The sequence below is a fragment of the Elongatibacter sediminis genome (assembly GCF_037892215.1).
Classification (GTDB): Bacteria; Pseudomonadota; Gammaproteobacteria; order Xanthomonadales; family SZUA-36; genus Elongatibacter; species Elongatibacter sediminis.
Window position 1 is genome coordinate 52,252 of sequence record NZ_JAZHOG010000014.1, and the last position, 13,098, is coordinate 65,349.

Annotated in this window: 12 protein-coding genes; 9 read left to right on the forward strand and 3 right to left on the reverse strand. The window is 64.4% G+C overall.

Features of this window, described 5'->3' with window-relative positions; genetic code table 11:
• Positions 1-11 precede the first annotated feature (11 nt).
• The 5 genes from V3330_RS17685 (at position 12) to V3330_RS17705 (ending at position 5,550) form a co-directional block, all read left to right on the forward strand.
• Positions 12-2,144, forward strand: coding sequence for a type IV pilus secretin PilQ (locus V3330_RS17685; protein ID WP_354696780.1), 2,133 nt, complete (start codon positions 12-14; stop codon positions 2,142-2,144).
• A gap of 143 nt (positions 2,145-2,287) precedes the next feature.
• Positions 2,288-3,097 (forward strand): N-formylglutamate deformylase, encoded by an 810-nt coding sequence (hutG, locus tag V3330_RS17690; protein WP_354696781.1) that lies wholly within the window; start codon positions 2,288-2,290, stop codon positions 3,095-3,097.
• A complete protein-coding gene (locus V3330_RS17695; protein WP_354696782.1) occupies positions 3,087-4,445 on the forward strand; it encodes a formimidoylglutamate deiminase in 1,359 nt (452 codons plus the stop codon). Before hutG ends, V3330_RS17695 begins: the two co-directional genes overlap by 11 nt.
• Positions 4,442-5,077 carry a DUF938 domain-containing protein gene (locus V3330_RS17700; RefSeq protein WP_354696783.1) on the forward strand — a complete coding sequence of 212 codons (636 nt, stop codon included), beginning with the start codon at positions 4,442-4,444 and terminating at the stop codon, positions 5,075-5,077. The genes V3330_RS17695 and V3330_RS17700 overlap by 4 nt, the downstream gene beginning before the upstream one ends.
• Entirely contained in the window at positions 5,074-5,550 is a 477-nt protein-coding gene (locus V3330_RS17705) for a GAF domain-containing protein (RefSeq protein WP_354696784.1), read from the forward strand. Before V3330_RS17700 ends, V3330_RS17705 begins: the two co-directional genes overlap by 4 nt.
• On the opposite strand, the gene V3330_RS17710 is transcribed toward V3330_RS17705, so the two are convergent.
• Positions 5,539-6,045 (reverse strand): SixA phosphatase family protein, encoded by a 507-nt coding sequence (locus V3330_RS17710; protein ID WP_354696785.1) that lies wholly within the window; start codon positions 6,043-6,045, stop codon positions 5,539-5,541. The two genes, V3330_RS17705 and V3330_RS17710, sit on opposite strands and share 12 nt — an antisense overlap.
• Positions 6,046-6,191: 146 nt before the next feature.
• Between V3330_RS17710 and V3330_RS17715 the strand changes: the two genes are divergently transcribed.
• Together V3330_RS17715 and V3330_RS17720 are read left to right on the forward strand one after the other, a co-directional pair.
• A complete protein-coding gene (locus V3330_RS17715) occupies positions 6,192-7,502 on the forward strand; it encodes a S1C family serine protease (RefSeq protein WP_354696786.1) in 1,311 nt (436 codons plus the stop codon).
• Positions 7,499-8,506, forward strand: coding sequence for an FHA domain-containing protein (locus tag V3330_RS17720; RefSeq protein ID WP_354696787.1), 1,008 nt, complete (start codon positions 7,499-7,501; stop codon positions 8,504-8,506). Before V3330_RS17715 ends, V3330_RS17720 begins: the two co-directional genes overlap by 4 nt.
• A gap of 12 nt (positions 8,507-8,518) precedes the next feature.
• Here V3330_RS17720 and V3330_RS17725 read toward each other — a convergent pair whose 3' ends face one another.
• Positions 8,519-9,523: a threonine ammonia-lyase gene (locus V3330_RS17725; protein ID WP_354696788.1), complete on the reverse strand. Its 1,005-nt coding sequence runs from the start codon at positions 9,521-9,523 to the stop codon at positions 8,519-8,521.
• A 116-nt stretch (positions 9,524-9,639) separates the two neighbouring features.
• Between V3330_RS17725 and pepN the strand changes: the two genes are divergently transcribed.
• Together pepN and V3330_RS17735 are read left to right on the forward strand one after the other, a co-directional pair.
• Complete coding sequence (gene pepN / locus V3330_RS17730; protein ID WP_354696789.1) at positions 9,640-12,282, forward strand: aminopeptidase N; 2,643 nt, start codon at positions 9,640-9,642, stop codon at positions 12,280-12,282.
• Complete coding sequence (locus tag V3330_RS17735) at positions 12,275-12,712, forward strand: hypothetical protein (RefSeq protein WP_354696790.1); 438 nt, start codon at positions 12,275-12,277, stop codon at positions 12,710-12,712. The genes pepN and V3330_RS17735 overlap by 8 nt, the downstream gene beginning before the upstream one ends.
• Here V3330_RS17735 and V3330_RS17740 read toward each other — a convergent pair whose 3' ends face one another.
• Positions 12,713-12,922, reverse strand: coding sequence for a hypothetical protein (locus V3330_RS17740; protein WP_354696791.1), 210 nt, complete (start codon positions 12,920-12,922; stop codon positions 12,713-12,715).
• Positions 12,923-13,098: the final 176 nt, after the last annotated feature.

Here is a 13,098-nt window from a genome sequence, read left to right on the forward strand (position 1 = left end):
GAGGGCGCAGTATGCGTATTTTTAGAAATGGATTTCTGCGGTGTCTCGGCGTTCTTGTGGCGCTGGCGCCAATGGCGGTGGCAATGGCCGCCACCGAGGTCACCGGCATCAGCCACAGCAGCACCTCGGATGGCGGCGTCAGCATCAGGCTGTCGACGACCGGCGACGAACCCAGCGTCAGCGTGTTCGCTACCGAGAACCCGGCCCGGATCGTGCTCGATCTGGCCGAGACGTCCTACTCGGCCGGCAGTGATTCCGTCTCCGTCGGAATGGGGCCGGTACAACAGTATTCAGCGGTCGGCGCGAGCGGGCGGGTACGCCTGGTCGTCGACCTCAACCGTTCTTCGGGTTACGACTATACGACCAGCCCCGGGCAGGTGGTCCTGTCGGTGGCCGGTGATCAGGGATCGTCTGCACCCGTCGCCAGCAGTGGCAGAAGCGGCAGCAGCGGCAGCAGCGGTGGCAGTAACAGCATCACGGGCATCGATTTCCGCCGCGGAGAGGAAGGCCAGGGCCGTGTCATCATCGACATGGCGCGCCAGGGTACCAGCATGGCCGTCGAGGAAGGCGTGGACAGCCTCGTGGTCGATCTGTACAACGCGTCCCTGCCCCAGAATCTGAATCGCAGGCTCGACGTGGTGGATTTCGCCACGCCGGTGCAATACATCGACGCCAGTCCCATCGCCAACGGCACCCGGATCGCCTTGCGCGTCACTGGGGTTTATGAGCACCTTGCCTACGAGTCGGGCGACACCGTCGTCATCGAGGTCGAGGAGTTGTCCCAGATATCCACGGCGACGGAAGAAGCCGAGATCAAGTTCTTCGAGGACAAGGTGTATGAAGGCACCCGCGTAACCTTCAACTTCCAGGACATTCCGGTACGGTCCGTACTGCAGCTGATCGCGGACGTTTCCGACCTGAACATCGTGGTTGCCGACAGCGTGGGTGGCAATCTGACCTTGCGCCTGACCAACGTACCCTGGGATCAGGCTCTCGATATCGTCATGGATGCCCGCAATCTCGACATGCGCAAAAACGGCAATGTGATCTGGATTGCGCCCACCGCCGAGATCGCCGCGCGCGAGCAGCAGTTGCTGAAGGCACAGCAGGATCGCCGCATTCTCGAGCCCCTGCAGACGGTGCTGGTGCCGATGGCCTATGCCAAGGCCTCGGAAATGAAGTCCCTGATCGAGGAATCGACCAATGCCGTCGACACCGAGTACGGCCTGTTGTCCGAGCGTGGATCGGTCACGGTTGACGAGCGAACCAACACGCTGTTGATCACCGATACCGCCGAGCGCATCGTGGAGATTCGCGAACTTCTGACCGAACTGGACTTCGCCGTCCGGCAGGTACAGATCGAATCGCGCATCGTCATTGCCAGTTCGGACTTCGCGCATGAGCTGGGCGTCCGTTTTGGCGTGACCTATCTGCACGATGGCAGCAACATCGGCGTGATCGCGGCGGACGGCAGCGCGGCCGACATCGTCAACCCGTCGATCAATCCGCGCGATGACGGATTGCTGGACATTCCGGCCTTCCCCAACCGTTACCAGGTCAATCTGCCGGCTTCCAGCCAGAATGCCAGCACAATCGGCCTGTCCTTCCTCACCGATGACCTGATCCTGGATCTGGAGTTGTCGGCGCTGGAGAGCGAGGGCGAGGGCGAGGTCATTTCGACCCCACGTGTCATCACCGCCAACCAGGCGGAAGCCTTTATCCAGCAGGGTGTGGAGATTCCGTACGAGCAGTCGACTTCCTCGGGCGCCACCGCGGTGCAGTTCAAGGAAGCCGTGCTCGAATTACGCGCCACTCCGCTGATCACGCCGGATAACCGGGTTCAGCTGGACCTCGAAATCAAGCAGGACACGGTGGGTGAAATCTTCCAGACGGCTCGCGGCGGTTCGGTGCCTTCCATCGACACCCGCGAACTGAATACCACCGTTCTCGTCGACAACGGCGACACCGTGGTGCTGGGCGGTATCTTCCAGGACGAGAAATCCAGCACCGAGGACAAGGTGCCCTGGTTGGGCGATGTGCCGGTACTGGGCACTCTGTTCCGGCGCCGTGCCAACGAAACGAAGAAGCGCGAACTGCTCATCTTCGTGACGCCGACCATCGTCGAGGAACGGCCCACGCTTTAGCGTCTCGCCAACTTCATTCGATCGACGGCGCCCGGTTCTACCGGGCGTCGTCGTTTTTGCGCCGGCCGGCGCGATCCAGGCTTCCTGATTCCGGCCGGTGGGCAGGTGCATGAACGGCCGCACCCTCCTACACTGTGCACCCGATGACGAACGAACTCGAACCCCGCCTCGAACCCGGCGACTCGCCACTGCTGATCAGCATTCCGCACTCCGGGACCGGGCTGCCGGACGATTTGCGTCCGCGATTGACACCCGTTGCTCTCGGCCTGCCGGACACCGACTGGTTTGTGGACCGTCTGTACCACTGGGCGAACGCAGCCGGGGCCGGGGTATTGACCGCCACGGCCTCGCGTTACGTGGTCGACCTCAACCGGCCCCCGGACGATGCGCCGCTGTACGACGCGGACACCACACTGCTGACCACCGGAATCGCGCCCGCACAGGATTTTGGCGGTCGCCCGCTGTACCGCCCTGGTGCGGCCCCCGGCGCGGATGAGGTCACGGACCGCATCGGGCGGTTCTGGCAGCCCTATCATGCTCTGCTGCGGTCCGAGGTGGATCGTATTCGCGCCCGGCACGGATTTGCCGTGCTGCTCGATGCGCATTCCATCCGGCATGAGCTTCCACTGCTGTTCGACGGTTCGCTTCCGGATCTGAACCTGGGCAGCAACGGTGGCTCCAGCGCCGATTCGAACCTGCGCCGCCGGGCATATCAGACGCTCGACGAACCGGACCTGACACGGGTGCTGGATGGTCGCTTCAGGGGCGGTTACATCACCCGGCACTATGGGCGGCCGAATGAAGGCGTCCACGCCCTGCAGCTCGAAATCGCACAGCGTGCCTACATGCAGGAAGAACCACCGGCCTGGAAGCCCGAACTCTCTGAACGACTGCAGGCCGTGCTCAGACGCCTGGTGGATGAATTGCTGACCTGGAAACCCGATGCACCGTGAATCGACCATTGACTGCCGGGCGGCCCTGACACCCGATGGCTGGACCGGCCCGCTGCGCATCGGGGTCGACCCGGCCGGCCACATCTCGTCCCTGCATCCCATCAGCGCCGCGGAAGCCGGGTCGTCCGGATTCATCGTACCGGGCATGCCCAACCTGCACAGTCATGCTTTTCAGCGCCAGATGGCCGGCCTCACCGAGTTCGCCGTCGGTGACGACAGTTTCTGGACCTGGCGTGAGAGCATGTACCGCGTGGCGAGCCGGATTACGCCGGAACAGCTTCAGGCCATCGCGGCCTGGCTTCAGGTGGAGATGCTGGAAGCGGGGTTCACCTCATGCGCGGAGTTTCACTACCTGCATCATGGTCCCGCGGGCGAACCCTACGCGGACATCGCGGAGATGTCGCTGCGGCTTCTGGCCGCCGCCGGGGACAGCGGGATGGCCCTGACCCTGCTACCGGTGCTGTATTGCCGCAGCGGATTCGGAGCCCCTGGCGTGGAGCCGCATCAGCGTCGGTTCTTCAATCGGCCGGAGCGCTACCTGGACCTGCTCGGGCGCTGCCGCGAGGCTGTTTCGGGCGCACCTCTGCATCGCGTGGGCATCGCGCCGCATTCCCTGCGCGCCGTGTCGCCGGATGACCTCGACGCCGTTTTCAACGACGCACCGTCTGACGGGCAGATACACATCCATGTCGCCGAACAGCCTGCGGAGGTGGCGGCCTGCCGTGAGCAGCTGGGCACGGCGCCCGTCGCGTGGCTGACGGACCGGTATGAACTGGATGACCGCTGGTGTCTGGTTCACGCCACCCACATGGAAGCGGCCGAAGCCGAGGCCGCCGCCGCAACGGGTGCCGCCGCCGGGTTGTGCCCGACGACCGAAGCGGATCTCGGTGACGGTTTCTTCGACACGCAGGCCTGGCTCGCCGCCGACGGAGAATTCGGCATCGGCAGCGACAGCAACTTGCGGATCTCGGTCACCGAGGAACTGCGCCTTCTGGAATTTCAGGCCCGCTTGCGCGGGCTGCGCCGCAATGTGCTGGCCGATGCCGGGCTCGGTTGCGGCCGCAGCCTGCACCAACGCGCCACCCGCGGCGGAGCGCGCGCGCTCGGCCAACCCGTTGGCGAGATCCGGCCGGGCGCGCGGGCCGACCTGGTGGAACTGGACGGGGAGCATCCCCTGCTGGCGGGCCGGGACGGAGACACGGTTCTCGATACCTGGATATTCGCCGACCCGCGTGACATGATCCGCACCGTGTGGGTGGCCGGAATTCCCTGTGTACAGGCCGGCCGGCACCTGCGCCGCGACGTTCTCGAACCGCCGTTCCGTCGAGCCATGAGGGCGCTGGCATGAATCTTCCGCTGGCCTGGTCGGAAGCCTGCGACCGCAATAAACAACCCATCCTCGAGGTTCTGCTGGAAGTGCTGCCGTCGCGTGGCCGAATTCTGGAAATCGGGTCGGCCACGGGACAGCACGTGGTGCATTTCGCAGCCGCCTTGCCAGGGTGGGTCTGGCAGCCTTCCGATCAGGCCGCCTACCTGCCGGACCTGGAGGCACGCTTGCGTGCAGAGGGTGGAGTGAATATCGAGCCGGCGATCACACTCGATGTCGCCCGGGACTTTCCGGAGGGTCCGTACGACGCGGTGTATTCTTCCAATACGTCCCACATCATGTCCTGGCCCGAGGTTCAGGCCATGTTCGCGGGCGTCGGAGGCGTGCTGCGGGTGGAGGGCTTGTTCTGCCTGTACGGTCCGTTCAACGAGAACGGGGAATTCACGGCACCGAGCAACGCGGCATTCGACCGCCAGCTCCGCCAGAGGAATCCGTCCATGGGGTTGCGGGACCTGGCCGACCTTGAAACCCTGGGTCGTCAGCATCACCTGTTCTTGCAGCAGCGTTTCCCCTTGCCGGCCAACAATCAGCTGCTGGTATTCGTTCGCCGGCCCGAATCCGCATCCACCCGAACTGACGGAAAACCGGCATGAGCATGGAACACGACGAAGACGCCTGGCGCCGGGAGCAGGGGCTTGCGGCGCAGGCGCGCGCCCTGCTTTCCGGTCAACGCGACCGCATCGCCAACGCGGCCAACCTGTCCGCGTTGCTGTTCATGAGCCTGGAGGACGTCAACTGGGCCGGCTTCTATTTCCTCCGGGGCGACACCCTGCTCGTGGGTCCGTTCCAGGGCAAACCGGCCTGTGTCAGCATTCCGCTCGGGCAGGGGGTCTGCGGCACCGCGGCGCAGACACGCAAGACGCAGCGGGTGGACGATGTGAACCGCTTTGACGGACACATCGCCTGCGACGCGGACTCGCGCTCGGAGATCGTCGTGCCGCTGGTGCGCGAGGGTGAGTTGCTCGGGGTACTGGACATCGACAGCCCCGAGCCCAATCGTTTCAGCGCCGAAGACCAGGCCATTCTCGAGCGCGTGGCGCAGATCTGGCTGGAATCAATCGACTGACAGGTGTTTGCCACGGACGAGGTGAGCGAGCCGGCCCGTGGTGCGTGCGCCGAACCAGTCCGGGTCGAAGTCCACCACCGCCAGGGTGCCGGTCGGCAGACGCCGGAATTCGTCACGATGGCGTTCCGCGATCACATCGCCCACCAGCCGCTCGAACGAGGGATTGTGGCCAATGATCAGGACCCGGTCGGTCTCAGAGAAAGCCGCATCCAGCAGTTCGCAGAGCGTGGCGGCGTCAGCCTGGTACATCTGCGGGACGAATTGCGTCACGGCCTCGAGGTCGGGGTTTCTTCGCAGCAGGGGCGAGAGGGTTTCCCGTGTACGCTGTGACGGTGAGCACAGAATGCGCCCGGGCAGCTCCAGGTGTTCCAGCATCCAGTCGGCGATGCGCCGGGCGTGTTCGGCGCCGATGGGTCGCAGCGACCGGGCGAAATCATCCTGCCGGGGGGTCCAGGGCACGGCTTTGGCGTGACGCAGTACGCTCAGTTGCTGCATGGCTTCGGTCCGTTGCTGATCGCGTCTTGTCGACAATGCTGACGGTCGCGGGGCGATGTCCCGCCGGCTCCATTCTAACGGTCCGACGCGAAGGGTGAAATCTCCTCCGGGACGCAGGCCTTTGCAATAATGGAAAAATGATACGAATGCATTGCCGAAAATGGCGCCAACACACGCTGCGATGGCTTCTCGCCGGAACGGTTCTGCCGCTGCTGGTGACCGGCGCCGGCCCGTTGCAGGCGCAGGTGACCCTGGAGGATACGGCGGATCTGTATGCGCGCTGGCGCGATCGCACGGTCCAGGTGCAGGTCCTGGATCGCCAGTCCCGTTCTCGTTCCGCTTTGGGCTCCGGTTATTTCGCCGGTCAGCCCGGGTGGATCGTCACCAACTACCATGTCGTCGCCGACCTGGCGAACCAGCCGGAACGGCACGAGGCGCGTTACCTGTCCGAATCGGGACGCGAAGGCCGGCTCGAACTGCTGTCGGTTGACGTGGTTCACGACCTGGCCGTGCTGCGTGCCGAAGGCATGAAACCCACGCCCCTGGAACTGGCGCGGGAGGCGCCGCGCAAGGGCGCGCGCGCTTATTCGATGGGTTACCCGTACGACATTGGTCTCACCATCGTCGAGGGCACTTACAGTGGGATGATGGAGCGCTCGTTGTACGATCGGCTCCATTTCACGGGTTCCATCAATCCCGGCATGTCCGGCGGACCGGCCCTGAACCGGGCGGGGGAAGTCGTGGGCACGAACGTCGCCACCGCCGGCAACCAGGTGGGTTTTTTGGTGCCGTCCGTATTCGTACGAAATTTGCTCGAGAAAACCTCGGAACCGCGGGCCGCGACGCGGTCCCTGGACGAGACCATCGCCGGCCAGTTGACCGCGAATCAGTCCGCGCTCGCCGAGCGCCTGTTGAACGGCCCCATGCCGGTGACGAGCCTGGATGGATTCGATGTGCCCGGTGCGCTGGCCGACTGGCTGAACTGCTGGGGCAGCCGCCAGGAAGACGTGCCTGACGATCTCGACCAGATCTACTATCGGTGCGAGAGCCAGGACGACATATTCCTGTCCACCACGCTCAGTACCGGGATCATCCGCTACCAGCATGAACTGCTGTCTTCGGACGACCTGCATCCGCTGCGTTTCTACAAGCAGCTCGAAGATCGCGGCTACTACCCGCGACTGACGCTCGACGGCGACGAATCGACGGTGACCAACTACCGCTGCCGGTCGGATTTCGTTGACGCTCCGGAGACGGCCCTGCAGGTCACCTTTTGTGTACGCACGTATCTCAGTTATCCGGGTCTCTACGACGCCTACCTGAGTTCGACCAGCCTGGTCGAGAATCGCCGCGCACTGCAATCCACCCTGCTGCTCGCGGGTTTTGACTGGGATCATCTCAACGCGCTGTCCCGCCGCTTTGTTTCCGCCTTGTCCTGGGTGGGGGATCGACCATGAACGCATCGGGTATGGAATCCGGTCATCCCGTTGCCGCGACCGGCGAACCGCTGGGCGCGGTCGAGGTGCTGAGTCGCGGCGGCCACGTGGTGCAGCGCATCGCCTGGCACGGAGATCGACTGCGCATCGGCCGTGCCTACGACAACGACATCGTCGTCTCGGACCCCTATGTCTGTCCGCACCACCTCGAACTCGACCTGGGGCCGGATGGTCCGCGGGCCCGCGATCTGGACAGCGTGAACGGCAGCTATGCGGGGCGACACCGGCAACGGGTGGGTGAACTGCCGGTACGCGACGGTCTGGTAGTCCATTTCGGCCACAGTCAGCTCCGCTTCCACGCGGCCGGCGGCACCCTCGCACCGACCCTGCGTGACACGGCCCGGCATGGCCTGCTCGGCCGGCTCGGTTCGATCTGGGCGCTGCTGCTGGGTACCGTACTGGCAACGGCGGTGCTGGTCCTCGATGAACTGCTTGCCGGCGTGGATCGACCCACGGTGCTCGGTATGGCACGTGGCCTGCTGTATCCGGTCATCGGGGTTCTGGCCTGGGCCGGATTCTGGGCCCTGCTCAATCGGATTCTGGCGCATCGCGCCAATTTTCCGGTCCATCTCGCGATAACCCTGTTCGGTGTCACGGCCCTGTTTCTGGTGACCCACGTGGTGTCCGCGGCCTGTTTCGCGATGGCCTGGAACGGCGCTGTCTGGTGGGCCTCACTGGTCGCGGACGTGACGATCGCCGCCCTGGTCATTCTCGCCCATCTCCGGTTTGCCGCCCTCGGCAATTCCGCACGGATGACTGCCGCCGCCGGGCTGGCCGCGGTGCTGTTGTTCGGTGCGCCGGCGACCGGCGACATTCTGGAGCGCAATGCCTTCAGCACCCTGCCGTACCTGGAGCCGTTGTTGTGGCCGCCGGCTTTCCAGGGGCGCACTGGCGCCAGCGTGGAGGGGTTTTTCGAGCGTGCGGACGAATTGCGCGTCGCCGTCGATCGCGAAGCGGGCCGTTGAACCGCTCCGGGTTCAGGTAGCGGCGTCGTGAGCTTCGTGCGATCCGGCCGGGTTGGCGGTCAGCGCCAGCCAGTCGGCCGGCGAGATATTGGCACCGCTCAGGATCACCCCCACGCGCCGGCCGGCGAACGTGTCGGCCGAGCTTCGCAGCGCGGCGATCACCACCGCCGATGAGGGTTCGATCAGCAGGCGTAGATGGCGCCAGGCGACGGCCATGGCTTCGCGAATCTCATTCTCGGACACGGTAATGACCTGCTTGACGTGGCGCTGGATCAACGTGAAGTTCCGCACGCCGACCAGGGCCCGCAAGCCGTCGGCAATGGTGTCCGGCTGGCTGGATGCCACCCGCCGGCCGAGTTCCAGACTCCGGGCCGTGTCGTCGGCGCCGGCGGGCTCGGCGCCGAACACGGTGAGACCGCGTTCGCGCGCCACCAGAGCCGTGCCGCTGATCAGTCCGCCCCCGCCGATCGGCGCAAGAACGCTGTCGAGGTCCGGTATGCGCTGCAGCAATTCCAGGCAGGCCGTGCCCTGGCCGGCGATGATGTCGGGATGGTCATACGGGGGAACGGCGATGGCTCCCGACTCGACCCGGCTCGCCAGGCCCTCTTCACGGGCGGCCTGGGTGGGTGCGCAGAAGTGGATTTCACCCCCGTAACGGCGCACCGCCTCGATTTTCACCCGCGAGGCATTTTCCGGCATGACCACGTGTGCGCACCGCCCTTCGAGCCGGGCCGCCAGCGCCAGTGCGGCACCATGATTACCGGATGAGTGAGTGGCCACGTCTCCCGTGATGCCGTCCTCGGCCAGCCTCGCCAGTGCATGGCTGGCGCCCCGGAACTTGAACGCGCCGGTCCGCTGCAGGTTTTCGCATTTGAAGAAAAGCTGGCAGCCGAACGCATCATCCAGTTCGGGTTCGTGAATGACCGGAGTCTCCCGGACCCGGTCGCGAATGCGCGCTGCGGCGAGCTGCACATCGGCGAAATCGGGCAGATCCCCGGAGTCTTTGGACTGCGGCATGGTGAGTGAGCGCTCCTTGGCGATGCGGACCGGGCCCCAAGACCCGTATAATACGGCTCCCGCCGGTCAGGGGGCCACAGGTTCGTGCCGTCCGGCAGCTTCCGGAAACATCCATCATGAAAGAAGGTTTGACACCCAAAATCGTACGCCGCGAGGATTACACGCCCTATCCGTGGCAGATCACCGACCTGCGCCTGCGCTTCGAGATCGACCACCGCATTACCACGGTGACCGCCGAGATGGACCTGGCATGGCTCGGCGACGGCGAGGTCGGAGCCATCCGGCTCGATGGTCAGTGCCTGGAACTGGTCGGGGTCGAACTGGATGGGCGGCCGTTGCGGGCCGGCGAATACACGGTCGATGCCGACAGCCTGGTCATACACGAACCGGCGCGCGAGTGCAGTCTGCGCACCCAGGTCCGTATCCGTCCACAGGAAAACACCGCGCTGGAAGGCCTGTACGCTTCCGGCGAATTCCTGCTGACCCAGTGTGAGGCGGAGGGCTTTCGCAAGATCACCTACTTCCCGGATCGCCCGGACGTGATGACGAACTACGAGGTCACGCTGGAGGCCGATCGGGACCGCTATCCGGTGCTGCTCAGTAACGGCAATGCTGTGGAATCGGGTGATTCCGGTGACGGGCGGCACTGGGTTCGCTGGTGCGATCCCTTCCGCAAACCCGCCTACCTGTTCGCGCTGGTCGCCGGCAGGCTGGAGCACGTGGAGGACCGGTTCACGACCCGTTCGGGACGTGAGGTGACACTCCGGATCTATGTCGAACCGCAAAACCTGGACAAATGTGCGTACGCGATGGGCGCGCTGATACGCTCCATGCAGTGGGACGAGGAACGCTTCGGCCTGGAATATGATCTCGATATCTACAACATCGTCGCGACCGATGATTTCAACATGGGCGCGATGGAAAACAAGTCTCTCAACATTTTCAATTCCAAGTACGTACTGGCGCGCCCCGACACGGCAACCGATATGGACTACCAGTCCATAGAAGGCGTCATCGGTCACGAATACTTCCACAACTGGACCGGCAACCGGGTGACCTGCCGGGACTGGTTCCAGCTGACCCTGAAAGAAGGGCTCACGGTTTTCCGCGACCAGGAGTTCACTTCCGACATGCAGTCGCGGGCGGTCAAGCGCATCCAGGACGTGCGCGACCTGCGAACCCGTCAGTTTCCTGAGGATGCGGGGCCTATGTCCCACCCGATCCGCCCCGACCGGTACCAGGAGATCAACAACTTCTACACCATGACCGTGTACCAGAAAGGTGCTGCTGTCATCCGCATGTGCCACACGCTGTTGGGCGAGGAAGGGTTCCAGAAAGGCATGCGCCTGTACTTCGAACGGCATGATGGCGCGGCAGTGACCTGCGATGACTTCATTGCAGCCATGGCCGATGCCAACGGGGTCGATCTCGATCGTTTCGGCCGCTGGTACAGCCAGTCAGGAACGCCCGAAGTCCGGGTGCGCACCGAGTACCGGGCCGACGAGGGCCGCTACATCGTGGAATTGGAACAGCAAACGCCCCCGACTCACGACCAGAGTGAAAAGCAGCCCCTGCTCATTCCATTCGGCATCGGTCTGCTGACCCCGGAAGGGGCGGAAATTCCTCTGCGGCTGGACGGTGAAGAGGCCGCGGCCGGAACCAGCCGTCTGCTGGTGCTCGACGAACGTGAACAGCGCTTCGAGTTCGTCGACGTGCCTTGCCGTCCGGTGCCGTCGCTGCTGCGGGACTTCTCCGCGCCGGTGAAGCTCACCTACGATTATGCCCCGGAAGACCTCGAAGTTCTGATGCGCCATGACACGGACGCTTTCGTGCGCTGGGAGGCGGCGCAACTGCTCGCCCAGCGGGCCATCATGAACAATCGACAGGCGTTCCGGGAGGGGCGGGAGATGCAGCCGGACGCGGGCCTGGAACGCGCGTTTCAGGCCCTGCTGTCGGACCGGACGACCGATCCGGCCCAGTTGGCGGAAACCATGCGTCTGCCGGGCGAGGATTACCTCGGTGACTTGATGGCCGAAGTCGATGTCGACGGTCTGCATGCGGCCCGGAATTTCACGCGCACCACACTGGCCAGGAGCCTGGAAAACGAGTTTCTCCGGGTATACGACCTGCTGGACGACGGCGCCGCCTACAACGATTCCGGGGCATCGGTGGCGCGGCGCAGCCTGAAGAACGTCTGCCTGGGTTATCTGGCCGATCTCCCGTCCGGCGTGGAGCGGGCTCAGCGGCAGTTTCGTGCCAGCGACAACATGACCGATACCGTCGCCGCCTTGAGGGCGCTCGTACACCGCAAGGCCCCGGGCCACCGTGAGGCGCTGGAGCAGTTCGAGAAGCGCTGGGCGAGCGATCCGCTGGTCATGGACAAATGGTTCGTTCTGCAGGTCACCTGCCCGGGCGCCGATACCGTCGAGCGGGTGGCGGAACTGCTGGACCATCCGGCCTTCAGCCTGTCCAATCCCAACAAGGTGCGGTCGGTGGTCGGGGCGTTCGCCATGCTCAATCCCACGGGCTTCCACGCCGACTCGGGTGCCGGTTACGCACAGGTCGCGGACGTGGTGTTGCAGCTCGATTCGCGCAATCCGCAGGTTGCGGCCCGTATCGCCTCCGCCTTCAATGGCTGGAAACGATACGACGAGTCGCGCCGATCACTCATGCGCGCACAGCTCGAACGCATCCGGTCGGCTTCGCCCCTGTCGGCGGATGTGGGCGAAATCGTCGGTAACGCACTGGACGATGCCTGAGAACCGCTTGCGGGTGGTGACGACTGCCGCCTGGATGGCCTGCGCGCTCGCTGGCTGCGCCACGGCGCCGGACCCGGTTCCGGAAAAGCCGCCGGTCCGGTTCGAGATCGCCGGCGTGGACATTCGCAACGAACTTGACTACCCGGTGACCGACGTGCAGGTTCTGGTGCATGCGACCGGGGGCCTGGTTTCCTGTGGCACGGTGTTTCCGGACAGTTCCTGCGCCACTTCCTTCCCGCTCAGGGAATATCGTGGCGATGCCATCAGTGTCTCGTGGGAAGAGCGCGGGGAGCCCCGGTCGATCGAGGATTTCGAACTGGAGCCACCCCGGGGGCTGGATACCCGTAAACCCGTGTGGGTGCAGATTGTCGTTTATTCGCCGGGTAACGCCGGCGCGCGGGTTCTCAGTGAGCAACCTTCCCGGCGCTGATCAGGCCTCTCGAATCGCCTTCAGCAGCATTTCACGTTCCAGTTCCGCTTCATGCCGGGTGGAGAATCGCGGCGCCAGTCGCTTCTCGCCGGTGAACGCGATGTTGAACTGGAAGCCTTCCTCGCCTTCCGCCTCGAATACACGGGTGACGAACAGTATCTTGTCCACGACGATGGCATAGCCCTGGATTTCCCGGATTTTGTCGCTCATGAATCGAAATCTCCCGTTGCGGTTCGAGGGGTATGGGTGGTGTGCCGGTGGTATGTCGATGTAGGGACCGGCGGACATTCTAGCGGCTTTCAAAGAACCGGCCCGCAAACCCTGGCGAACCGGTTCCGTTCAGTCGTGATTCAGTCCCGGCGTGCTATCTTTGATGCATGAGTGAA